19 protein-coding genes are annotated in these 22,850 nt (G+C 52.8%); 4 read left to right on the forward strand and 15 right to left on the reverse strand.

What is annotated here, in order from left to right; all coding sequences use genetic code 11:
• Positions 1-3 precede the first annotated feature (3 nt).
• Positions 4-1,179, forward strand: coding sequence for a hypothetical protein (locus SCARR_RS18200; RefSeq protein WP_136063082.1), 1,176 nt, complete (start codon positions 4-6; stop codon positions 1,177-1,179).
• A gap of 262 nt (positions 1,180-1,441) precedes the next feature.
• Here SCARR_RS18200 and SCARR_RS18205 read toward each other — a convergent pair whose 3' ends face one another.
• The 10 genes from SCARR_RS18205 to SCARR_RS18240 all read right to left on the reverse strand — a co-directional run bounded on the left by SCARR_RS18205 (position 1,442) and on the right by SCARR_RS18240 (position 9,518).
• A complete protein-coding gene (locus tag SCARR_RS18205; RefSeq protein ID WP_136063083.1) occupies positions 1,442-4,015 on the reverse strand; it encodes a DUF294 nucleotidyltransferase-like domain-containing protein in 2,574 nt (857 codons plus the stop codon).
• A 61-nt stretch (positions 4,016-4,076) separates the two neighbouring features.
• Positions 4,077-4,229 carry a hypothetical protein gene (locus tag SCARR_RS28295; protein WP_168433422.1) on the reverse strand — a complete coding sequence of 51 codons (153 nt, stop codon included), beginning with the start codon at positions 4,227-4,229 and terminating at the stop codon, positions 4,077-4,079.
• Positions 4,226-4,639 (reverse strand): hypothetical protein, encoded by a 414-nt coding sequence (locus tag SCARR_RS18210; protein WP_136063084.1) that lies wholly within the window; start codon positions 4,637-4,639, stop codon positions 4,226-4,228. Before SCARR_RS18210 ends, SCARR_RS28295 begins: the two co-directional genes overlap by 4 nt.
• Positions 4,640-4,761: 122 nt before the next feature.
• Positions 4,762-5,805, reverse strand: coding sequence for an alpha/beta hydrolase (locus tag SCARR_RS18215; RefSeq protein WP_136063085.1), 1,044 nt, complete (start codon positions 5,803-5,805; stop codon positions 4,762-4,764).
• Between the two features lie 396 nt (positions 5,806-6,201).
• Complete coding sequence (locus tag SCARR_RS28300) at positions 6,202-6,564, reverse strand: hypothetical protein (RefSeq protein ID WP_168433423.1); 363 nt, start codon at positions 6,562-6,564, stop codon at positions 6,202-6,204.
• A gap of 22 nt (positions 6,565-6,586) precedes the next feature.
• A complete protein-coding gene (locus tag SCARR_RS18220; RefSeq protein ID WP_136063086.1) occupies positions 6,587-6,883 on the reverse strand; it encodes a hypothetical protein in 297 nt (98 codons plus the stop codon).
• A gap of 79 nt (positions 6,884-6,962) precedes the next feature.
• Entirely contained in the window at positions 6,963-7,205 is a 243-nt protein-coding gene (locus tag SCARR_RS29350) for a TIGR02391 family protein (protein WP_222846444.1), read from the reverse strand.
• Between the two features lie 110 nt (positions 7,206-7,315).
• Complete coding sequence (locus tag SCARR_RS18230) at positions 7,316-7,774, reverse strand: hypothetical protein (RefSeq protein ID WP_136063087.1); 459 nt, start codon at positions 7,772-7,774, stop codon at positions 7,316-7,318.
• Positions 7,775-7,788: 14 nt separating this feature from the next.
• Positions 7,789-8,910: a hypothetical protein gene (locus tag SCARR_RS18235; RefSeq protein ID WP_136063088.1), complete on the reverse strand. Its 1,122-nt coding sequence runs from the start codon at positions 8,908-8,910 to the stop codon at positions 7,789-7,791.
• 95 nt (positions 8,911-9,005) lie between these two features.
• The gene (locus SCARR_RS18240; protein WP_136063089.1) at positions 9,006-9,518 is read right to left on the reverse strand and encodes a hypothetical protein; all 513 of its coding nucleotides are present in this window, start codon (positions 9,516-9,518) and stop codon (positions 9,006-9,008) included.
• 206 nt (positions 9,519-9,724) lie between these two features.
• Here SCARR_RS18240 and SCARR_RS18245 point away from each other — a divergent pair, with 206 nt between their 5' ends.
• Both SCARR_RS18245 and SCARR_RS18250 read left to right on the forward strand, forming a co-directional pair.
• Positions 9,725-10,606, forward strand: a complete 882-nt coding sequence (locus tag SCARR_RS18245) for a site-specific integrase (protein ID WP_136060303.1) — start codon at positions 9,725-9,727, stop codon at positions 10,604-10,606.
• Entirely contained in the window at positions 10,599-11,681 is a 1,083-nt protein-coding gene (locus SCARR_RS18250) for an IS91 family transposase (RefSeq protein WP_136060304.1), read from the forward strand. Before SCARR_RS18245 ends, SCARR_RS18250 begins: the two co-directional genes overlap by 8 nt.
• A gap of 383 nt (positions 11,682-12,064) precedes the next feature.
• On the opposite strand, the gene SCARR_RS18255 is transcribed toward SCARR_RS18250, so the two are convergent.
• On the reverse strand, positions 12,065-12,697 hold the full coding sequence (locus SCARR_RS18255; RefSeq protein WP_136063090.1) for a hypothetical protein: 633 nt from the start codon (positions 12,695-12,697) through the stop codon (positions 12,065-12,067).
• Positions 12,698-13,526: 829 nt separating this feature from the next.
• Between SCARR_RS18255 and SCARR_RS18265 the strand changes: the two genes are divergently transcribed.
• Positions 13,527-15,542, forward strand: a complete 2,016-nt coding sequence (locus tag SCARR_RS18265) for an ATP-dependent DNA helicase (protein WP_136063091.1) — start codon at positions 13,527-13,529, stop codon at positions 15,540-15,542.
• Positions 15,543-15,606: 64 nt separating this feature from the next.
• Here SCARR_RS18265 and SCARR_RS18270 read toward each other — a convergent pair whose 3' ends face one another.
• The 4 genes from SCARR_RS18270 to SCARR_RS18285 are packed head-to-tail and all read right to left on the reverse strand — an operon-like array spanning position 15,607 to position 22,832.
• Complete coding sequence (locus tag SCARR_RS18270; RefSeq protein WP_136063092.1) at positions 15,607-16,443, reverse strand: YdcF family protein; 837 nt, start codon at positions 16,441-16,443, stop codon at positions 15,607-15,609.
• Complete coding sequence (locus tag SCARR_RS18275) at positions 16,391-19,291, reverse strand: alginate O-acetyltransferase AlgX-related protein (RefSeq protein ID WP_136063093.1); 2,901 nt, start codon at positions 19,289-19,291, stop codon at positions 16,391-16,393. The genes SCARR_RS18270 and SCARR_RS18275 overlap by 53 nt, the downstream gene beginning before the upstream one ends.
• Position 19,292: 1 nt before the next feature.
• Positions 19,293-20,753 carry an MBOAT family O-acyltransferase gene (locus tag SCARR_RS18280; protein ID WP_136063094.1) on the reverse strand — a complete coding sequence of 487 codons (1,461 nt, stop codon included), beginning with the start codon at positions 20,751-20,753 and terminating at the stop codon, positions 19,293-19,295.
• 6 nt (positions 20,754-20,759) lie between these two features.
• Entirely contained in the window at positions 20,760-22,832 is a 2,073-nt protein-coding gene (locus tag SCARR_RS18285; protein WP_168433424.1) for a LamG-like jellyroll fold domain-containing protein, read from the reverse strand.
• Between the last annotated feature and the right edge of the window lie 18 nt (positions 22,833-22,850).

The raw sequence follows: 22,850 nt of genomic DNA on the forward strand, positions 1-22,850 counted from the left end.
ATTATGAAAAAACTACTTGCACTATGTACACTTAATCTCATTTTCCTCTCCAGCATGGCCGGGGCGGAAAGCATCATGAAGCCCTTCAACGACCAAGGCTACGGAACCATCTCCGGCCGTGTCCAGTACCTTGGCATGTACCGCGATTACGACAACGGGAACAACGGGAATGCCTCAACGATGGGCATTGTCCTGAACTACACTACGCCAGAAGTGGCCGGCTTCGATGCCGGAGTGGGCTACAACTATGCCGGTGAGTTGTTCAACGGAGACAACAGCTCCCTCAATGCCAACGGCAACATCAACGTCTTTAACGAAGGCTGGCTGCGCTACAACTTCGGTGCGCTGGGCTATTCCAACACCACCGTGCTGGCCGGCCGGAAAATCAACAACGGCGAGATCTTCCGCGCCGACGACTTCCGCCAGAAATCGCGCTCCATCGAAACCGTCCAGTTCCAAACCCAGGATCTCACCGACACCAAGCTGACCGTCGGCCACGCGCTCCGAATGAGCAGCTGGATCCAGGTTCGCGACCTCGCGGACTTCAACGAATTCAACGAGGTCTTCGGCACCGACAGCAGCTCCGCCGGCGTGACTTGGGGCGAGCTCGTCAACAACTGCGTCGAAGGGCTGGAAATCGCCCTCTTCGATGCCTATGCATGGGACGTGGCTAACCTGATCGGCACGCGCGTCAAATGGGACGTCCTCGAAGACAGCGCCATCCTTGGCTACTACCGCCATGAAAACGATGTCGGCGATGCATCCACCCGCAACTCGGAAGCCTTCGGCTTGTCGCTGCAGCAAAAAATCGGACGGGTAACCCTCGAGCCGGGCTACTTCGGCGTGCGCGGCAGCAACCTGCGTTTTCAGGAAGCCACCACCGGCATCAACCATGCGCTGGGCTCCTTGATGATGATCTACGCCGGCCAGTTCAACGGAGGAACGGACACCGCCTACCTCAAGGCCGTAACCAAACTGGAAAAAACCGATACGACGCTCTACGGCCTTTACACCTACACCTGGAACAAAAGCAGCGACGAAGCCCAAGAACTCAATCTAGTCGTCAAGCAGCCGGTCGCGAAAAACCTGACCGTTTGCTTCAAGGGAGGCGTCGGCTATCGCGAAGAGCAGAACACCACCGCCACCGACGCGCGCCTGTTCGCCACCTACACATTCTAAGTGTAGCCGGGGGCGGTGACCCCAGACACCAAGCCGGATCAATGCCGACCTGAAAACACGCCATTCCTCCGCCTCCGCTTTCCACCCTTCGGGCGGTGAAGCGGTCTCTACACCATGAGGAGAAGATGCTTAATGTGTAGAGAACGTTTACCCGCAGCGAAGCAAGGGAAACGTTGCCGACGTGGAGTGCCGAAGCGTATAATAGATCGTTCACCGCCTCCGCTTACAGCAAACGCGCCTCCAAAATGTGGAAGCGCGTTTTTTATACCTGCATGCCGAGGAAGTCGTAACTGAGCTTGGTCTGGAAAATGGGAATGCGGGACAGGACGGATTGCAGGTTGTCGCGCTCCGCATCCGTCAGCGAGGTGATGTCGAGCTCGTCGGCATCGGCGCGCAGCCCGGCCGTTGCAGAAATCTGATTGTAGAACCGGAGCCGCCACAGGTAGTCGAACACATAGACCATTTCGCGGAAGGTGTCGTCCCTCAACGCGCCGCTTTCATGCAGCTGTTCAAGCCGGTCGAGCGTGCCTGGCGCATCCACATGATGCTGCAGCGCATAAATGCGCGCGAAGGTTTCAATCGGCTTGATGCACTGCTTGACGTTGATGGTTTTTTCGCTGCCGCGCTTTTCGGTGCGGATGCGGCCCAGCAGGCCGAGCGGCGCCTTGTAGCCGAGGCAGTTTTTGGCGTAGTGGATGAAAAACTCGGGATTCTGATCTGTGCAGGCCCGCACGTGATCCCGCAGTTCCTGCCCGAGCTTTTCATCGCCGTAAGAGAGGTGGATATCGAAGAAGACGTTTACCTCCAGCAGCGACTCGGGCGTGGATTGGAGAATCCATCGACCAAAGTTTTTCTTCCACTCCGAAACCGACAGACACCACTTCGGATTGGCCGCCATGATGCCGCCCGGACAAAACGGGTAGCCGGCCTGGTTGAGTTTTGCGCAGACGCCGTCGCTCAGCGCGAGGAACCGTCGGCGCACCTCTGTCAGCTGGTCTGCCGCCACGTCGGCAAAAATGAGCGCATTGTCCTGATCGGAAAACAGGGTCATTTCATGGCGGGCGTTGCTGCCGAGCGACAGGAAGGCAAACGGCACAGGTGCAGTGCCGGACTCTTCCAGCGACAAAGAGATGAAGCGTTCAATGGAGGCATCGTAAGCCTTGCCGATCGTTTCGCGCAGCAAGACCGGGCGCACGCCTTGATCGGTCAATCTGCGCACCAGCTCCGGAAGCTGCTTGAGCGTTTGGATCACCTGCCCCGCAGTCTTGGCCTCCGCCAATTCCTGGTGCACGCCAAACGAGGGAGACGCATGCCCCACATCCAAACGGTAGAACGCCTCCAGGGTCTGCTGCGAACCGCGACGGATCTCCCCGATTGAAATCACGTGCCCGTTCTTTTCCGAAAAGAAAATACGGGAAGTGGAAACAAGCACATCCAGCGGCGCACCCTGCCTGGAGAGGATGCGCGCCTCGAACTCGGCCGAAGACGCCGTGTGCGCATAGACCTGCTTCAAATGCGCGTTGGCAAATGCGTTGACCTCGCAGTCCGGCTCCAGCAGTTCCCATACCTTCATAGAAGCCAACTCGGTTTCGCTGTAGCCAATCATGCGGCGCAGCGTGTGGTTGGAGTAGACCGTCTCGCCATCGACTTCGAGGACGTAGCCTTCGTTTGCCCCTTCAACCAAAGCGCGGTAGCGGTCCTTCGCCTCCCGCAGCCCGGTTTCGGCGCGCTTGCGGTCGAGCTCGATCCGCCGGCTTTGGTAGACAATGTTCACCAGCAGCGCCAGCAGCACCATGGCAATGGCTCCGTCGGCGATCAGCAGGTTCCTCGAAAGGCGGGCAATCTCCTCTTCCACGTCATGGATGTAAACGCCCGTTCCGATGACCCAGCCCCACTCCGGCACGCCGCGCACATACGAAAGCTTAGGCTCAGCGCGTGAAGCATCGTCCATCCACTGCCACAGGTATTCCAGATAGCCCTCGTCGCCGGCCTTCACCAAGTCTACCAATTCGACAAACAACTTTTTGCCGCTCTTGTCTTCGCGATCCGTGTAGTCGGTCAGATCCTGTTCCACCAACTCCGGGCGGTACGGGTGCATGACCATCCGCGGATGCATGTCGGTGATCCAGAAATAGTCCTTTTCCTCCAGCCCGTAGCGGAGCTCAGAGACCTCGGAGGCCGCTTGACGCTGCGCCTCGGCCTTCGTCATGGCACCACTCTGCTCCTGGTGGATGTAAAACCGGATGGCGCTGGCGGCGGTGGCAGTCAGCTCTTTGATCATCGCCTTTTTCTGATTCATCATGCTGTTGCGGAAAACCGGAACAATCACCGTGAAGGTGGAGGCGGCGAATAAAATGGCGGCAATGACGGTGGGCCAGACAATGTGCCAGTAAAAGCGGGCGGAAAGTTTGCGCGGATCATTCTTGTCGTTCGGATAGGAGCGGCCTTTGAAGTATTCCGAAAGCTCCGCCTTGCTTAGAATCTGTTCCAGCTCGTCCGACTCGGACTCGTGGTATTTTTCCTCAAAGGTGCCGCTCTCGAAATCTTCCTGCAACGGGATGAAGCCGTCATAGTCGTCGCGGATGTGGCTCTCGAAAACCGCCTTGATTTCTTCGCGGGAATACTGCCCCTCGAACTCGCGATAGGCGTCCTCAAGCGCTTCGGCGCTGTGACGGTATTTGCGGTGGTTGTATGGATTGAAGCTGCTGCGGCTGCCGGTGCGCACAAAATGATCAAAACTTTCAGCGTCAAAAAACCCGTCGATCCACTTGTGGATATCCTCGGCGCGGATCCCCACCAACTGCTCCGTCCGGTCAGCATGCGTAGAAAGTTTCATCTCAACAAAAACGTATTCGATCCCCCGCCTCAGTCCCAGATTAAAAAGCGGTTCGCCGCCGCTACATCAGATTGCGGCTCAGCTCGCCGTAGGGGCTTCCGAGTTTATGCCCGTAGCGGTACATGATGACCTTGCCCTTTTTGTCGGTTTGCAGCATGCCGGCATCTTTAAGAGGAAGATAGGATTTGTAGGGAAAGATGGCCTTGTTGCTCATCCCCCAGAACAGGGCGTGGCAAAAAACCCAGCGGTCTTCTCGCCCAACGCCTTGTCGGTAAACCACGCGGGAATTTCGCCGGCCGGCACCCATTCAATCTTTTTCCGAGGCCCCAGATTCTTTTCTTTGTAGAGCCATTCCATCGCCAGTTCAATCTGCAGCAAGGCGGTCGTGATACAGGAGCGCTTCAGGGAATTATAGCTAAGGTCCGCATCCGCCATCTGCTCCTTGAACCAAGTGTCGGGAATTTCATCCCAGGCCAACCGCGTGCGGGCCTGATCAAACTCCTCCTTGCTGTATTGGCTGGCATAGTCCTCGCCATGGTTTATCACCAACTCATCACCGATCATTTTTGTGAACGTCTTCCGCGTCGACGAATCACCCATCATGAAGTAGCTGTAAAGCACCATGTCCTCCGCCTCCGGATCGTCCGGAAGATGGAGCGAAGCGATGGAAAGCGTTTCCCCGCTGATGGAACATTAACCTAGTTTTTAGATTTCGGCGTTCTGTATTCATCGCGACTCCTTGCTCTTTACTGTTTCCCAAGATAATTGAAGATGAGTTCGAAAGCCTGCTTCCGCAACGCCGCAGGCTCGTTGGCAAGCTGATGGTTGGCGCCGGGAACCATGTAAAGCTCCGCATGCTCCACCTTGGCGCCAAGGAAATCCACATTGTATCTCCAATCGACGATAATGTCGGCATCGCCCTGGATGATGCAGAGCGAGCCGGGCCACCGGGGATAGCCTCGGGCACGCGCTTCCCATTCGTAGAGATCTTCCAAATATTGGAACGACAAGACGCCGCTGTGCAGCGGATCTTTTTTGACGAAGGCGAGGTAGGCTTCGTCGGATGAGTTTTTCATATCGCGGCGGCGGATGTGTTTGGTGAAAGGCCGCCCGACGGCATGTCCAAACTTTCCCCAGCCCCAATGCGCGTGCTTCACAAGCGGCGCGAGGAAAACGATCTTCTCGAACGCGTTTGTTGGCGCGTTGTACATGTATTCGATGGCGATGGAGCATCCGGTGCTGTGGGCCACGAGGTCGAACGGACGGGGCAGCTTGCTTTCTGCTCGTTCGACAATGTCGATGTGCTGTTTGGCGCAACGGTCAAAATCGCCGGTTTCGGTGCGGCCGCCGGTGGTGAGCCCGTGCCCGGGCAAATCCCAGGAAGCGACGGCATACCGCCGGGCCAGCGCTTCAGCAATCAGTTTTGAAAGCGTGCCTGTGTGGTCAAAATAGCCATGGAGCAGAAACAGGGTGCCACGCGGATTTTCCGGCATGAACACATGAGCCGCCAACGTTTGGCCCTCCGACTCTACCGTCCCAAAATAATGCTGCGCATTGGCGGGGTTGAGACCGTAGAAGCTAAAGTAGGCCGCAATAGCCTCAGTGGGCTGATAGGGTTTAGCCAAATCGAGGGGCTTCAAGTCCTTCTTAACCTGCTCCAAATCATAGCCCGACGTATTGGGCTTGTCCGAACCGTTCCGAAAATAGTGGCAACCCGTCAAAAGGGTGCTAGCCAACAACAGCAGCCATGAGAGCAGCCCGCTCTTTTGTTTTAAGACTCTCAGTTGCATTTAAAGTGCCCCGCAAAAAACCCTCGACTAATATCGCAAGATAAGCCCTCCCCGCAAATGCCAAGCCTGACAGGAAGGGAACATTGAGTCTACTTAAAATGAAAAGCCTGCACCGCCACCCTCTTCCGCCGCTGCCTGGCTAAATGAACCTCCCCGCAGCAAGTAGCGGGGTATCAACGTAGATGTGATTGCGCCAGCAGACAGCAATCTTTCCAGCTTCGTTGCGCACGAACGGCTCGGCATGCGCAATGAAGCTGGAAGCTCCATCTACATTCGCAACAAGTTACGGGGTATTAAGCCTAGGGCTTTGCAATAAAATGCGCTTCCTAAACCTAGAAATGCGGTTACGGATCCTAACTAAGCTTTGACCTCATCCCCGGCGTTCAACGGAATAGGCTAAAGCTTCTGGCCGGGGTTGTTTACGTTTTCCTGTCTTCGCTCAATTTCATTCAAAAGCTTAGGGATTGATCTGACGGGATAGTAGACCGGATTGAGATCGAGGATTTCCCCATTACCTGCGGCGAGCTGTGCGCCATAAACCCGATCTCTGAAGGCTCGTGACAGATTAATTTCTGTCAGCTTAACTGTGACCGATTTCCATACCCCCCAACGCTTCGTCCTCACGGGTGCCTGAAGAGTCGTATCCGTAAGTGTTATGTTTCGATGCTTTATTGGAAAAACAGAAAATATTGCGGTCACAACGAATGCTTCTATTGCTCTGGCTCGAATAAACAACCACGCCTCTGATTCTTCAAACATTCCATAATGGTGGTTCTGCTTGTTATTTTTTATTCCATGGATGATCCCAAAATGTCCATGTTGATTTCGATCTCTTCTTTAAATCTGCTTTTGTTTGGAATGCTCGAATTATTTTTTTTGTATCAAACGGAAGTTTATCAAATGACTCCATCGCAATGATGTAGTTTGGATAAAGAACAAGGATTGATGAAAACTTCTTCCCGTTTTCTAGCTCGACTGAGATGATTGAAGCATCCTGTTTGAATTCCTCAAATGGACCATCACGATCAAACACAATCTGTGGGATCATCAAGTATTCGGTTTGATCTGTATCATTCATTTTTCTATCCGTGCAGAACGACTAGGGTAACTGGATTTTCAAAACGCGCGCGTTTTGGAAAATACAGTTCACCCTCTGGTTATGCTTTGTAATATACTGCCTCGTCTAATTTCCGGAACAGGAAAGAGATAAAGCTCAGCAAGTCAAGGCAGTCATTTTTTTCTATTGGCCAATCTAATGCTGGTTCGTGAGCTGTGGGGTTCCTAATGGCTTGCATTAAGCCTGCAGAAAGAAACTTCACTCCATTTTGAACATTGCAGTCAGTTTCTGATTGGCAGGGGGTAATTTTTAGAACTCCCTTATTAAGAAAATGGCCGATGATTTAGCTAAGCGTATGAGGTCTGATTTCATTTATTTATCTACTGCCAACGTTTCGCGTCACTCTGAGCGGGCGGAGCCAGCGATAGGGTGAACGCTTTTGTTGGCACTATTTTATTTTGCCCATGAGGGGGTCTTGCTTTTCTTCGGCTTTTTTGATTTCCATATTTTTCCGGTTGAATCAGCAACCTCGGCTCGTATCTTTGCCCATTTGTTTGCATAGGGTTCAAGACTGGATTGATCTAGCGGGAATCTAAGAGGGGAATCACCTTCAGCTAATTTTTTCCCTTCGATACTTTCAGGAATTAGCAAGTGGGTAGTCTCGTAACCCTTGGGGATTCGGAATGCTACATGGCTCAGGTAAACAGGACGTCTCCCCACATTTGCCACGGTAATCACCGCGTATGATTTAGTAGAATCATACACCGTATTATTGGTCATACTCATGTCCCATTGTATTTCAACAGTTACTTTGGCGGTGTCCCGACGATGGTTGACAATGCTTAATACGAAGGCAGATGTCCCCAGAATGATTCCAAATAAAGTTCCAAGGTCGTTTAAGTTGAGTTCCATTACTAAATCTCAATTTACCAATCGAATGTACTGAAAGACGAGTTGCCTATGTCCATGGTGGTTCCGTGCATGCTGTTTCCTTCTGAGTCTGTATAGTCATGAAAAATAAAATTTCCAACTTTCGTACTGGTTCCGTGCATGCTTGAGCCATCTGAGTTGCTGAAATCATGAAACTGGAAGTTACCGATAGTCGTACTATTCCCACTCATTGTTTGTCCTTCGGATGATCTGAAGTCATGAAAATCAAAACTACCTATTCTGGTCGTGGTTCCGTGTACATATTCCCCGCGAGAGGAAGAGAAATCATGGAAATCAAACTGCCCAATTCTTGTCGTTGTGCCCGATATGTACTCTCCATCCGAACTTGAAATATCATGAAATGTGAACGGCTTAATGTAGATAGACGAGCCTGACAATGTTTGGCCATTTCCTGTGCTCGCACTGTAGAATTCCATGCTAGTTGTTTCTTGTCCAGACGTTCCGTATTCCTGACTAGAGTACAGAGTCTTTGGAGTGTACCTTTTGGGCAAGGTTGTTAGTGCGGTTGAATCATCGCTTGTATCAATTTCAGATAGCCGAGTATAGGGTAGTGTTTGTTGCCGTTGATAGGTCGAAGGGATTTGTTGATTTGCGATTCCATAGGCTGGAGAAGTATTCTGAGCATTAGATTGCTTACTCTCGCTATTTTTTACTTGTTGATCCATCGACCACGCCGTCATGTAGCTTGGATCGAAGTTGTATCCTTTCTGCTTCCAATATTCTGCTCTCTTTATGTCCTTTACTTTCTGATCCATTGACCACGCGGTCATATAGTTTGGATCGAATTTATATCCTTGTTGTGCCCAGTGCTTAGCTCGTTCAATATCTTTTACCTTTTGATCCATTGACCATGCTGTCATGTAGCTTGGGTCAAAGTTGTAACCCTTCTCTTTCCAGTATTTGGCTCGTTCTATGTTTTTTACTTGTTGATCCATCGACCACGCCGTCATGTAGTCAGCATTAAAAACATATCCGCGTTCCGCCCAGTATTTAGCTCTTTCCCGGTTGCTTTGGGCTTGTTGTTCTGCCCAATCGGCACTGAAGACCGAAGTCGTAATAGAAAGTAAGATTGCAAATGCTAGATTCGTCTTTTTCATACAGCACCTCATCTTGATTTATATACTGCCAACGTCAGAGTCACACTTCTCAAGACGCGACAGCGGTTTGAGATAGTGTGCACTCATTTGTTATATTATTTTGTTTTCTCGGCTTTATGACAAACAATTATTTTATGTATTAATGCTATTAATATTCCCAATACGGCACCAACAATGAGAGATGGATATCCCAGCCAAATAAAAGGCAGCCACGCCATTGCCCATTCTGCTGTTCCATCTTGCAATATTTCAGAAAAGCGTGGGATCATATACAAAGCGATAAAAACAGAAGATAAAGCACCACTTAACAACAACCCTGTCATCATTCCCTTTTTAATTCCTTTGTAGGGTTGTATATTTCTTATGAATCCTATGGCAACAAGAAGTACTATCACCATGAAGGGTATAACAAAACAATAGTCTAGGAATACGCTTGTGATTAAGTTGAAAAGTGATTGGTCTTTGCCTAAATAGTTCTTGTGTCCTCTTTTTATCCACCATGAATATTGATCAATAAAACGATTAATTCTAAAGGTGATAGAAGCTAAAAAATTTACTGCATTTATAGCTATTAGACTCAACGTAAATGTTTTAATTTTTATCTTCATATAACGTTACGAGTGACCCGCTTGGGAATCAGACTCCGACCGAAAAAACGGGCGTTGTCCAAGTAGGGTCTACTCGCTGGTTGGCTCTATTGTTCTGTTCAAGTAAGCCGCTGCGCGGCAGTTAAACAATCCCTGTTAATCATATAGCTTCCACTCTGAAAGAGGACGTATTCAGCGTCCTCATAACAGAGCGAAAGGAAGCTGATATGAACAACAAATTACAAAATAAGATGATAGAGGACATGCAGCTGTGTGACTACAGCGATCGTACACAAAAATCATACTCGCGCGCGGTGCGCCAACTCTCCAACTTCTGGCATGTGCCGGCAGAGGAGATCGCGGAACAGCAGGTGCGTGAATATTTCCTGTATTGTAAAAATGACCAGGGCTGGAGTGCATCGACGATGCGCATTGCCTACAGCGGGATTAAGTTTTTCTATACCCACACTCTCCCGATGGACTGGGAGACGCTTCGGCTGCTGAAGATCAAGCGCCTGACTACGCCGCCGACGGTTCTTAGCATTAACGAGGTCCGCCTGATTCTGGGCGCGGCACGTACGCCTCAGGCCCGCGCGTTTCTGGCCACGGTGTATTCGTGCGGCCTGCGTCTGCAGGAGGCACTGAACCTTACGGTTCATGATATCTGCAAAGAACGCATGACACTCCATGTCCGCCAGGGCAAGGGCGGGAAGGACCGCTATATTCCTTTGCCGAAATCCACCTATAATCTGTTGGTTGAATATTGGAAAACACATCGTAATAAAGCCCTGCTTTTCCCGGCGCTTGGCCGTGATGGTAAAAAGGGACGCACGGCGACCACGCCCATGGCCCGCTCGTCGGTTCAGCAAATGATGCGCCGGATTCTTAAAGAGCTCCCCAAGATAAAAAAACACGCTACGCTTCATACGCTGCGGCACTCCTATGCCACGCATCTGATCGAGGCGGGCGTTAACCTGCGCATTGTTCAGCAGTATCTCGGTCACAGCTCCCTTGAAACCACCATGATCTATCTTCATGTCACCGACATGGGCAACAGTGATGCCGCCGCGCGCATCAACCGCCTGATGGGAGGGCTCGACGATGCCTAATCCCATTCAGAACCTTTTCCAGACTCACGGCGCGGCCTATCTTGCGCGCTTCGGTGCGGACATGCCCTCAAATCATCGGAAGGTGATCCGGGCTATCCGCAACTGCGGCACCGGTGCTTTCGGCCAACATTCATTTTCGTGCGACGGTTGCGGCGAAAGCCACTATGCCGACAGCTCCTGCGGCAACCGGCACTGTCCGACCTGCCAGGCCGGAAAGTCGGATGAGTGGTTGATCAAGCAGCTTGAGAAGGCGCTGCCGGTTAATTATTTCATGATCACCTTCACCGTGCCCAAGGAACTCCGCTCGCTGATCCGGTCCAACCAAAAGGCGGCTTATTCCGCGCTCTTCAAAGCGGCCTCCGGCGCTCTGAAAAAGCTGGCGAAAGATCCGCGCTTTGTCGGATGTGAAACCGCCGGGTTTACCGGCATCCTGCACACGTGGACGCGACAGCTTGAATACCATCCGCACGTGCACTTCATCGTGCCCGGCGGCGGGCTCTCAAAAGACGAGACCGAATGGAAAAGCTCCGGTGCTGAGTTTTATATCCATGGCAAACCGCTCTCGATAATCTACCGCGCCAAGTTCATGGAGCTGCTCAAACAAGAAGGGCTCGCCGCGCCGCCGTGCGTGTGGAACCCCGACTGGGTTGTCGATGTCCGCAACGTCGGCAACGGCCAGCGGGCGCTCAAGTATCTCGCGCAATATGTCTTTCGCGTGGCCATCGCGCCGAGCCGAATCATCCGCGTGGCCGACGGCGAGGTGACCTTCAAATACAAACCTTCCGGTTCCAAAGCCTGGAAAACAATGAGCCTCAAGATTTTCGAGTTCATGCGGCGCTATCTTCAGCACGTCCTGCCGCACGGGTTCATGAAGGTGCGGCACTACGGATTCCTCGCGTCCAACTGCCGCGTACCGCTCGAGCGGATTCGCGAACTCATCTGCGCGCTCTATGAGATTCTTGTCGAGTTGCTGCCCCCCGGGAAACCACCGCACCGTAAACCCTGGAAATGCAAAACCTGCGGCGGTCTCATTCGCTGGCGTGAGTTTATCCCGTGTCCGCGCGGCACGGGCTAGTAGACCGACTGTTTCAGCCCGCAGCCGGGACGGCCGCGACACGATAAAGGCCTCCCGCTTCCAAGCTTTGGAAGCGGCAACGCAGCGGTCTGTCCAGACGTTTGAAAAATGGAAAAACAGTCGAAATTCAGGATAAAAAAAGAGAGAAAGAAGCTCGGAAAACGATACCTGCACTCGCAGGCATCCTCTTTTCCTCATAACGAATAACGAATAACCGATACCAGCGGCAAAGCCGCTTAAGCATTGCCCTATATATAAGGGGGCCCCTTCCTCCACGGATGATCAAGCGCGTCTCCGACGCTTTAATCATGCCGCCTCTCCGCAGCTTACATGAACCTGACAATGATGCTGATCGTTCCCTTCGTGCCTCAGTACAGATCACTTCATTGCTTTATTGTTCCAGTTGGAGTAATGAATTTGCCATTGATCGATTTTAGTTTTTTATCTATTTGCTCTTTTTCCTTCAGCAACATTTCTTCATCTAATCTAGGTTTCCATAAAAAGAAGAGGGCGGTGATATGCTTCCAGTATCCTGAGTCACGATGAAGCATAATCTCTGGAAGCAAGTCTTGTACTGAGCTGCAGAATGTTTTTCCAACACATGAAAATGCCACTCTTTCATCCGCCGCGCCTGCTGTAAAAAACACAGAAAATGACTCTAGGGCATTTAAAACAGGGAGCATCTCGGAGGAAATCTTCATACATTCTTCTGTAATTACTTCGGTATCGTCATATTGGATTCTTATACTTTCTCCTTTGAATGTAACCTTTGCCTTTTTCATAAATGTGACTTCGTTGGCAAGGATTGCTTTGTCGAGGGAGTTATGTAGAGGGATAATATTGCGAAGATAATGATCACACTGTTGGGCCGCTAGAGAGAGAGCATCTCGTTTTGCTGATATGCGCGTATGATCCTTTGAAACCTTAATCTGCCATAATCCGATAGCTGCGATGATTGTAATAATCGGTGCAGAAATGAAATATATGATTTCTAATATATCTTTAATCTGTTCCATATTTTTCCTTTAGCCAACAGTGTCATCAGTGGAAAATTTTCCATATATGACCCTTATGGGATGGACTAGTTTGAACCATTCCCCTCGGTCATTATTTTAGTTCCTAAAATTATCTGCGCTTCGCTTCGGCCACATATGACCGTATTAAAGGGGTAAACATGGAAAATAGACCGTTTGACTTTCCACATATGACCCAAGGTTAAAACATTTTCCACATATGACCGCATTAAAGGGGCAAACATGGAAAACGAACTTTTTTCTTCTCTCTTTCATGTTATACTTATTCAGTATTAGAGACAGAGCCATAATCATGGAGGGAAGCATGGAAAACAAGAAGAAATTCAAGCCGGATCCAGATCTTAAGTTCATGGATCAGGTTCGCGGGGTTTTGCGCTACCCCATTATGCCTACCGCGCGGAGCAGATGTATGAACCACTCCCTTCGGTCATTATTTGCTTCCCAAATTATCTTTTCGCTTCGCTCCAAGGGCGACTGGATCAAACGGTATTTGAAGTTTTATGAAATGAAACGGCATCCGCGGGAGATGGGGCGGCGGAGGTTGAGCGCTGGCTGAGCCATCTGGCGACGGATGGGAAGGTGGCGGCAACCCAGCGGCAGACGCTGTTCAAGGGGTCAGAACGCCGGATTCTCAGCAGCGAATGAATGCAAAGCATCGAAGTTCCCCGTGGTCAAGATTCGATGCCTTACATTCATTCGTTGCTATTCCGCCTCCGTTGCGGCGTCGCGTACGGGTAGAACGACCTGCGGGTTTCTGATTTTTCTTGGAATCGGCATTCCCGCCGCTGGCGGGTTCGGGTAGAGTGCGCGGATGATTTCCCTCGACCCAGCCCCGACGCCCCAAGCGGCCAAAACCACCGACGAGTTTTTCGAGCCGGGCGGTTTGCTGGAACGGCATTGCGCCGTGGCCAAAATCGACTTTGAGCTCCGCCCGCAGCAGCAGAAAATGGCGCGCGCCGTGGCGGACGCCGCCGGCTTCGGCCACCACCTTTCCGTAGAGGCCGGCACGGGCGTCGGCAAAAGCTTTGCCTACCTCGTTCCCCAAATCCTGACAGCGCTGGAGCATGAAACGCGCTGCGTGATCGCCACCTACACCATCACGTTGCAGGAACAGCTGATGCACAAGGACATCCCCTTCGTGCGCGAGGCGCTCGGGCGCGACTTCAAGGCGGTAATGGTGAAAGGCCGCTCAAACTATCTCTGCCTGCTCCGCCTCCAGCGCGCACGGCGCAGCGCCGGCGACTTGTTCGACCACACCAAGGAGCGGCAGCTCAACGACATCTATTCGCTGGCAAACAACAAGCAGCTCGGCGACGGAAGCGTTCAGGAATTGGAAGAACAGCCCGACCACGACGTGTGGGGCGCTGTCTGCGCCGAGCACGGCAACTGCACCGGCAAGCGCTGCCCGTTCTATAAAGATTGCTACTTCATGAATGCGCGGCAGGAAATGATGAATGCGCAGGTGCTGGTGGTGAACCACTCGCTCTTTTTCGCCGAGCTCGCCCTGCGTGCCGAAGGTGCGGCCATGCTGCCGCCCTACGGCTACGTAGTGTTCGATGAAGCCCACCAGATGGAGCAGGTCGCGTCGTCGCATCTCGGCATCCGGCTCTCGCTCTACCAGATTGAATACTGGCTTAACCGCATCCACTCCGAAAAGCGGCGAGGCATCCTTGCCGTGCTCAAAGACGGCAAAGGCACCTTCATGGCCGATCAGGCCCGCGAAGCCGCCGGAGCCTTTTTCGAGGCCGTCCGCAGCCACTTTAAGCTCGGCCCACAAAAGACCCAACAACGCATCTTCGAGCCTCCGCCCATCGAAACGGATCTCGCGCTCAAGATCACCAACCTGTGCCACCATCTCAAAACGGTCACGCAAACGACCGACAACGAAGACACGCAGGCCGAAATCAAATCGCTCCGCAACCGGGGACTTGAGCTGCGCGATACAGTGGAAGCATTCCTCAAACAGTCGCTCGAAGGCCAAGTCTACTGGACGGAAATCCAAGGGCGCCGCCGGCAGGCCGTGCTCTACTCCGCCCCGGTGGACGTCGGCCCCATCCTGCGCGAAATGCTCTTTGAAGAAATCCCCTGCGTCGTGATGACCAGCGCCACGCTGGCCGTCGGCAGCAACCTTGAATATTTCCGCCACCGCGTCGGCGCGGCCGACTGCGCCGAGCTCCGCGTTGGGTCGCCGTTCGACTATTCGCGACAGATGCAGATTCAGATCCCGATGAACATGCCTCCGCCATCGGCCAGCAACTTTGAAGAAGCCGCTTCCGTAGCAATTAAACATTTTGTAGACGAAAGCCGAGGACGCGCATTCGTGCTGTTCACCAACTCGCGCTTCATGAATAAGGTCGCCGACGACCTGCGCTTTGATTTCGAGCTCGACGGCTACGGCTTCCTCGTTCAAGGCACCGGCACGCCGCCCAAGCTCATGCTCGAAAAATTCCGCGACCACGACGCCGGCGTGCTGTTCGGCCTCGACCGCTTTTGGATGGGCGTCGACGTGCAGGGCGAGGCGCTCAGCAACGTCATCATCACTCGCCTCCCCTTCGCCGTGCCCGACCACCCGCTGATCCAAGCGCGCTTCGAAACCATCGAGGCCCGGGGAGGCAACCCGTTCAAAGAATATTCACTGCCCGAAGCCGTGCTCAAATTCCGCCAAGGCGTCGGCCGTCTCATCCGCAGCGGCAGCGACTTCGGCACCGTCACGGTCCTCGACAGCCGCATCCGCAACCAGTGGTACGGCCGCCTCTTCCTAGAGTCGCTCGACGAGTGCCCGGTCGAGGAAGTAGAAGTGCCCGACCTCGAAACCGGCGACACATAGACAAAAAAAGCCCCGCAAGAATGCGGAGCTTAAACAGAATGATTAGGGGGCGCCGGTGCGATGTTTATGGGAACCGCATACCCAGCTGCTCGTAGACAAAGAGCCGCGTATACTCCAACGCCTCGGCCGAAGGAATGCCTAAAGAGAATCCACCAACGCTTTGGAAGATACGGGACCCGGCCGGAGCAGCGAGTGCATTTCTGTTTTTTTCTGCAGCCAAATGCATCAACCGAGGCACATGGTATGCATTCGAAACAAGAATAAGCCGTCCCGGAAAGCGGCTAAACGCATCGACCTCAAGCTTGGAGTTATACGCATCCTCTACCAGCACTAATTTTTCTGGTGGAATTCCAAAGGCGTTAAAATATGCACCCAAGGCATCTTGCTTTGTTGCGGTAGGTTCGTCGGATGCAACGGAGACCACAAGCTGATACGCAATTCCGCGCTGCCCCAAAACCCTGCCAATACGCCCCGCCTCCTGCAATCTGATGAGGAAGCAATCGTTGAAACACCCGTTACAAGTTCCTTCCGGAACATCGCACACCTCAAATCCATTGCCGGCAACGCCAACCACATAATTTGTGTCCGCACTTAGTAAAGAAGCATCCAAGCGGTGATGCTGGCTTTCAAGCCGATGCATCAAGCGGTTCCCAACCGAAGGTTGACTGCAAATGAACAGGAGCATTATCCCCAACCCAATCAACACCCGGCCCGCCCGCTTGGTACGCTTGAACATGAGAAGCAATGCCCCAAGCAGCACCAGCTCGAATACCACCGGCACCGGGAACACCATCCTCGATAAAACTTTTCGGATCAAAAACATTAACAATCTCTCTCGCAATCGAGTTCTATTTAACTGGAATTTTTCGCCAGGCAATTCCGGTTGCTTCAGAAAATTCACGGGCACTGAAGCACCAGATCACCAGCTTCTTCCCGGCAAGGTATTCCGGATCTTTCCGAGACCTGCCATACAGTGTCCGGCGCGAGGGACCGGCGCCTGAGCCCTTAACGCCGATGAGGTCGCAGGCCATTCCGGTTTTTAGGGCAATCTGATCAACCAGGCCCGCGCCAACCGCATGCATGTCGCCGCCGCCGTGAAACACCAAGGTATGGCTGTCGCCAAGAACGAGGATTGGACTGGCCGGATCCGCCGGAATGGTTTGGCCTGTTGTGCCCGATTGAACCAGGCTAAGCTGAAGCTTTTCCTTTGCCGGTTTATTTCCATCCAACATTTGCCAAAGGTCACCCGCAACTTCCTGATCGAAAACTTTCGCATTAAACGATTTTTTTTCAATTGGACCATACCAAGGCTTCGCTTCGATGCGCCGGCTCAGTTCATCAGCCAAAAGCTCCATGGCCGGAGCAGCCCAATGGGAATCCTGCCGGCAGAAGAGTCCATCGTCGCTGGAGGTTCGCGCCGCGAGAAACTGCGGCGTCATATCAATCACCTCGACCCCTTCCTTTTTCAGCAGGTCATAAAATTCTTGATGAACCAAATTCAAATTAACCCCCGCTGAATAGCCGGCCCCTTCCAACTTATCCGGATAGATTGCCGCCTTGGGCGGCACCGGAACAATCCAGAGTTCCACTCCTGCCTGCTTTAGCTGTGCATGGAAATCCAATATGGCTGGAAGCGGATCGGCATGTTCGGGGTTAGAAGCCTTGGAAACCGTTGATGCGCGCTCCCCCCAGAACTCGCCCTTGCCTATGTGGTCAATTTCAGAGCGCAGAAACAGCCAATCCTCTATTCCTCGAACCACCATGTTCCCGTCCAGCTCGGCTTGGCCCGCCATGTTTGAGCAAAAACTCTGAAAAGATTCTTTCGGAACATCGCTGGAGCGAAGAGGCTCTTTGGCCTCCGGAACCTCGACGCTGTCATCTTGTGCATCCGAGGAACCGCTACTCAGCATCACCACTCCTGCAAGGCACCAAGCAATGCCCGTCACACCAATGCCGAACCATAGCACCCGGCCCTGGGCATGGTGACACGCTAACAACAGCAACAGAACTAGAGCGCCGGCATACCCCATTAAACCGGTGGGAATCGTCCTCGCAACAACCGTAGAACCGATTGGCTCTGCCCAGCCATATGCATCAAGCAAGGGGAAGGCGTCCAGCTCGCTTTGATTCATCGAACCATATTGATCAAACACATCATTCCATGAACGCAGCCGCACCTTCACCTGGCTACCCGGTTTCCACTCGGCGACTTCGGAAAGCTTGTTGTCCTGCATGGAGCGCATAAAGGCAATGGACTCCCGTTCTCCATCCACTTCCTTGAAGTGCACCATGCAGACATGGTCGCGGTATGGAACGCTGCCCGGAACAGGGATTTCAGAAACAGCATTTATTGTTGCGTTCAGAACAACATCCTGTCCATCTTCGGGAACGAACAACGATTCCGACCCTGCCTTGGATGCAGAAGGCTTCAGCTCGAACACCCGCCAGTCCCCGGACGCCAACTCTCGGGCGGCGAATTCCCAGACCACCACCTTTTTTCCGAGCAATGGATTATGACCTCGAATCCATTCGTCGCGCAGCATTTCGCGGGATGCATACGCGGCGTTGTCGTTGCGGACCAAACGGGCGACCGGTCGTTGCAGATGGAATTCTAATTGTTCCACAAGTCCAGCGTGCTCGCCCCACCCCATCTCCTTCGCGGAATAGATGTTGGCGAAACTATCGCCCAGCAGCAGGACTTCAGCATAGACCAAAGGCGGGACATCGGCGACGGCATGAACCTGCTGCACGGTGACGGTTTGATCGGCAAACAGCGTCGAACCTTCCGGCAGTTTAAGCATAGCGGCAATATCGCCGGGCGCCATTTGAACGACCGGGTTTCGAGTATAGACTGGCTTCTTCTCTTCGGAAGGGAAATATCGGTGTTGCAGAAACTCGGCAAGGCCTTTGGCCACGGCATCCATTCCGTCCGGCGTCCAATGCGTATCGGTAACTAGATAGGGTGCAACCTGCGTGCTCTCGAACTGCTGGGCCAGAATGGGCGCGGAATTAAACACGGCGATTCCCGCATCGGCCATACGTTGCTTGAATTCGTCATAAGCCGGGTTTTGAATGGGCAACGCTTGTTTCTCTCCGGACAACGGCGCGGGGACGATGCCCGACTTCACCGGTGCCGGAACCAGAACCAGCTCCACGCCCTGCAACGCCAATTGCCGGTGAAAGTCGATGACGGCCGCAACGGGATCAGGATGGGGCAGAGGATCCCATGTGTTACCACCCCACGCCTTGCGTTCCAAAACGCCTGCATCCAAGAAGGAGGGGCCGATTACATAGTCGACATCCGGACGGTAGTACAGCCAGCCGTCCCGCCCCGGATACGCCTTTTCGTTTCCGGCCCCGAGGAAGCGCGTCAACACTTCCTGACCGGGTCCGAGCAGGGATTTTGTGAGTATAGACCGATTTTCCAGGCGGTCCTCATAGGTATTGATCCGTTTCAGCAGAAACGTATTCCGCTCCAGCACGGTCTGCAACGGCCCGTTGCCTTCCCGCACCGGAGGCAGTTCGCCTAGTGCGGCGACCATGTCCAAGCTTTGCGGCCAAGGCGTGTTTCGTTCTCCCGCCAAATACGCTCGGACATCCGCAAACTGCTGCAAGACGGGAACCGTCAGCACCAATGCCAGAAACACCAGAGTAGCCACCGCAGCTGATCGAGGAGATATCGCCGTATGGCCAACCTCAACATTGGCGATTTCTTCCCGGCTTAGGGGTATGGGGTTTGTCGCTTTCATTCTAGAATATGAAATAGATAAACGGGTTGTAGGACTGTGTTGTTAAAACCAAAAGAGAGAGCACGAACAAGCCAAAAACAATCAAGAGCTTGGCCGAGGTTAGCCGACGGGTAAAATCCCACGTCTGCACGCCCGCCCAAGTAACAACGGCCGCCAGCAAGAGGGATCCCAAATAATAGGGCTGGTAGATGATTCCCTGAATCAGCGAGCTCCCAGCCTGTACATCCTGCTGGCCCAGCATCGATTTACAGTATGCCATGGCTGCAGGCAGATCGACGGCTCGGAAAAAGACCCAAGTGATCAAAACAATCAAGTACGTAAAAAGCAACCGCATCACCGGAGGTACGCTCGTGTTGAGCCCCGACTTCCCGTGCATCCGTTCCATAGAGAGCATTACGCCATGAATGCCACCCCAGATTACAAAGTTCCAGGACGCACCATGCCACAAGCCGCCCAGCAGCATGACCAACATGAGATTGATGTAGGTTCTTGTCGGACCTTTGCGGTTGCCGCCTAACGGAACGTATAAATAATCCCGCAACCAGGAAGATAGCGAGATGTGCCAGCGCCGCCAGAATTCCGTGATGGATTTCGAGTGGTAGGGCGAATCAAAGTTTTTGGGGAACACAAAGCCCAGCATCAAACCGAGCCCAATGGCCATATCGGAATAGGCGCTGAAGTCAAAATAGATCTGAAACGAGTAGGCAACAACGCCATACCACGAATCAAGGCAGGAAACCGAACCAGCGTCGAAAACGACATCGGCCACCTTTCCGCACGGGTTGGCGATCATGATTTTCTTGGTCAGCCCCAAGGCCACAAAGGCGGCGCCGCGTGCAAACTTTTCAAGCGTGTGCGTGCGGTTTTGAAGCTGGTCCGCCACTTCCGAAAAACGAATAATCGGGCCGGCGACCAACTGGGGGAACATGGAAACGTAGCAAAAGAAATCAACCGCTTGGCGGATGGCTTTGGCGTGCCCGCGGTAGACATCGATGGAATAGCTCATCGACTGGAAGGTGTAGAAGCTTATGCCGAGCGGCAAGGTGATCCGGAAGGCCAGGTCAAAATTCCAAGCCTCCAGCCCCAAGGACTGGACCAATGCGTTATAGCTGGAAATCCCAAAATTGAAGTATTTGAAAAACCCTAGCAGCGAGAGGTTGGAACAAATGGAAACAATGAGCGCAATGCGCTGGGTGCGTGAGCGGTCGCCTCCCGATTCCAGCTGGAGCACAGGCTCTTTCCACGCGCCCCCCCACTGCCGGGCAATGGCCAAACCGCAGAAATAGTCGATCAATGTGGACGTCATCATCAAAACAACGAACAACGGATTGGCCCACCCGTAGAAAAGGTAGCTGAGCGCCGTTAAAACAAAATGCCGCAACCTAAGATTAGGTGCGGCATAGTAAAGCAACAGTGCAAGAGGCAGGAAATAGAAAATAAAAAGATGGGAGCTGAAAACCACGGCAGTCTACTCCCAGTCAACATCCAGATATACATCCACAGGTTCGATCAACTCGCTCGAAATCCGTTCGCCCTCCAGCTCTGGATGGTCGTCTACAGACTCCAGAACAAGTCGATAGGTCGTCCCAGCTTCTCGATCCAGCGGATAAACCACCGCATCAAGAATGACCCAGTGCTGCACTATGATCCGCTTCTCCGCAGACCGGCCTTCCAGCACTTGCTCAATCTCATAGAGATATTCTACTAGAGCTGAACGATAGGGTGCGATGCCTTCTGGGGAAGGAGTCGGCGAGATCTCGACCAGCTTGGCATCGATTACCAGTCGGGGGGGCTCATCCCTGAAAGATGCGGCTTTTTCTGCACGAAAAGCGGCATACATCTCCGCAATTTCAGCGGGAGCCAGCACCCGGTCGTACCACGCGATGCCATCGATGCAACCGGACCAATCCGCCTGACCTGAAGCCAAAGCACCAAAGGTAAGGGGCTGGCTTCCAAACCCTTTAAAAAAGGCGTTATAATCGACTGCGGCATCCGGAACCTCAACCGGCTTGCTTTGGAGATAATATTGAATGCCGCCTTCTGCATTGCAGGTGATAGCGAGGAAGTGATCCTTCCCTGGTTCAATCTGTCCGAGTTGAATACGAAACTCATAGCCCGTCTGCAGGCTCAATTTCGTTCCAGACTGGAATAGCGCAACATTGCCTTTCGAGAATATGGCCCCTTCTTCAACCGCTTGATCAAGCGCCGGACGGACATTTACCGCAACGGTAAAGGCCCGGCTTTTTTGAACCGCATCTGCAAGCATAGCATCCGATCCATCTGTGGAGAAATAGCCCTGAGATACTTCCATTTCATGCGATCGCCCATACCGGGCTTTCCCTTTTCGTACGGCGTTGCAACGGTGATATCCTATTCCTGATGCCTCAATACCATTGATCGATTTTCCATCGCGCCAAACATAAACCAAGCCCTCTCGATTTTCCGGCCACTCTACAGGCGGTACTGACCGAGGTGATATGCTGCTTTCTTGAGCAATAATTACATCATTGGCAACAGAGATAGTTTCCATCCATAAATCGGGATAAAAATCCGCATGAGGATTATCCGTAACCTGATACCAACACTCCACCCTCCTGTAGTCTGGGTCGAACTTACCAACATACAGATTGATTCCCTCTCCGCCCCCGGTGATCGCGTTGTATTTGCCCATCTGCCGATAAGGCCCGGTCATGGCGAAAAATCGGGGATGGTTGCTCCACCGAGGATGGTAGACTTCATGCCGCTGAGCCTCGGGCATGGTATTAATGCGAACCTTGCTCCGGATTGATCTATCAAAGGAGCGCATCACCAGTTTTTTATGCGATCCATCGAAATACCACATTAGGTAGCGGTTATCAGGCGACATTGATGTCCAGCAACCTTTGCCCATCGGGTATAGCGTTTGGCTGGGGAGGTCTACCATTCCGACCTGCGGCCACGGAAACAATCCAGCCGCTTTTGTCCCGTCTGCCGAAAGCTGGAAGTTGTCAGTACTGACCAAGGTCTTCTCCCAAACGAGTTCGGTGATGGAGGGATCATCCAGACGGCAACGCTTAACCGGTTTGCCACTGAAAACATCAGGAAGCAGTTCCCCATCCATGTAGTAGACCCATGTACTCCCCGTGGGGTCGCACCAAACCTCAACCGCACTTCCGCCGGCTAGCTTGCGCAATGCACTTCCATCCCAGTTGACATAATAAAAGGCGCGCTCCGTGTAGCTGCTGAAAACCACGCCTTCTCCATCAGGGGTAAAGAGCGGTTTCCGATAGCTTCCCTCTTCGCGTAGAATGCGTCTTTCCCCGTTGCGGTCCTGCCCCATCAAGACAAGATTCTCTCCAACACAAAAAGGATCGTTTCCTTCTACACCGCCGATCTGGCGAACCCACGCAATGCGCGTGTTTTTTTGGAACAGTTCTTCGCCGCCAGACAACCTAGGCTCTGGACTGCAGCCCGAAGACGCCAACATGGCCAAGCCAAGGAACAAGAATGCCGCCAGTGAAACAACAACATGGGGAATGCCGTTTTTATTGCGCCTAACCATGGATCTATGCCTCCCTAT

It is taken from the genome of Pontiella sulfatireligans (assembly GCF_900890705.1).
Classification (GTDB): Bacteria; Verrucomicrobiota; Kiritimatiellia; order Kiritimatiellales; family Pontiellaceae; genus Pontiella; species Pontiella sulfatireligans.

What these genes read in the sequence shown, in the direction of transcription:
- SCARR_RS18200 (WP_136063082.1), top strand. Translation starts at nt 4, where the DNA reads ATGAAAAAACTACTTGCACTATGTACACTTAATCTCATTTTCCTCTCC.
- SCARR_RS18205 (WP_136063083.1), bottom strand. Translation starts at nt 4,015, where the DNA reads ATGAAACTTTCTACGCATGCTGACCGGACGGAGCAGTTGGTGGGGATC.
- SCARR_RS28295 (WP_168433422.1), bottom strand. Translation starts at nt 4,229, where the DNA reads ATGAGCAACAAGGCCATCTTTCCCTACAAATCCTATCTTCCTCTTAAA.
- SCARR_RS18210 (WP_136063084.1), bottom strand. Translation starts at nt 4,639, where the DNA reads ATGGTGCTTTACAGCTACTTCATGATGGGTGATTCGTCGACGCGGAAG.
- SCARR_RS18215 (WP_136063085.1), bottom strand. Translation starts at nt 5,805, where the DNA reads ATGCAACTGAGAGTCTTAAAACAAAAGAGCGGGCTGCTCTCATGGCTG.
- SCARR_RS28300 (WP_168433423.1), bottom strand. Translation starts at nt 6,564, where the DNA reads ATGTTTGAAGAATCAGAGGCGTGGTTGTTTATTCGAGCCAGAGCAATA.
- SCARR_RS18220 (WP_136063086.1), bottom strand. Translation starts at nt 6,883, where the DNA reads ATGAATGATACAGATCAAACCGAATACTTGATGATCCCACAGATTGTG.
- SCARR_RS18230 (WP_136063087.1), bottom strand. Translation starts at nt 7,774, where the DNA reads ATGGAACTCAACTTAAACGACCTTGGAACTTTATTTGGAATCATTCTG.
- SCARR_RS18235 (WP_136063088.1), bottom strand. Translation starts at nt 8,910, where the DNA reads ATGAAAAAGACGAATCTAGCATTTGCAATCTTACTTTCTATTACGACT.
- SCARR_RS18240 (WP_136063089.1), bottom strand. Translation starts at nt 9,518, where the DNA reads ATGAAGATAAAAATTAAAACATTTACGTTGAGTCTAATAGCTATAAAT.
- SCARR_RS18245 (WP_136060303.1), top strand. Translation starts at nt 9,725, where the DNA reads ATGAACAACAAATTACAAAATAAGATGATAGAGGACATGCAGCTGTGT.
- SCARR_RS18250 (WP_136060304.1), top strand. Translation starts at nt 10,599, where the DNA reads ATGCCTAATCCCATTCAGAACCTTTTCCAGACTCACGGCGCGGCCTAT.
- SCARR_RS18255 (WP_136063090.1), bottom strand. Translation starts at nt 12,697, where the DNA reads ATGGAACAGATTAAAGATATATTAGAAATCATATATTTCATTTCTGCA.
- SCARR_RS18265 (WP_136063091.1), top strand. Translation starts at nt 13,527, where the DNA reads ATGATTTCCCTCGACCCAGCCCCGACGCCCCAAGCGGCCAAAACCACC.
- SCARR_RS18275 (WP_136063093.1), bottom strand. Translation starts at nt 19,291, where the DNA reads ATGAAAGCGACAAACCCCATACCCCTAAGCCGGGAAGAAATCGCCAAT.
- SCARR_RS18285 (WP_168433424.1), bottom strand. Translation starts at nt 22,832, where the DNA reads ATGGTTAGGCGCAATAAAAACGGCATTCCCCATGTTGTTGTTTCACTG.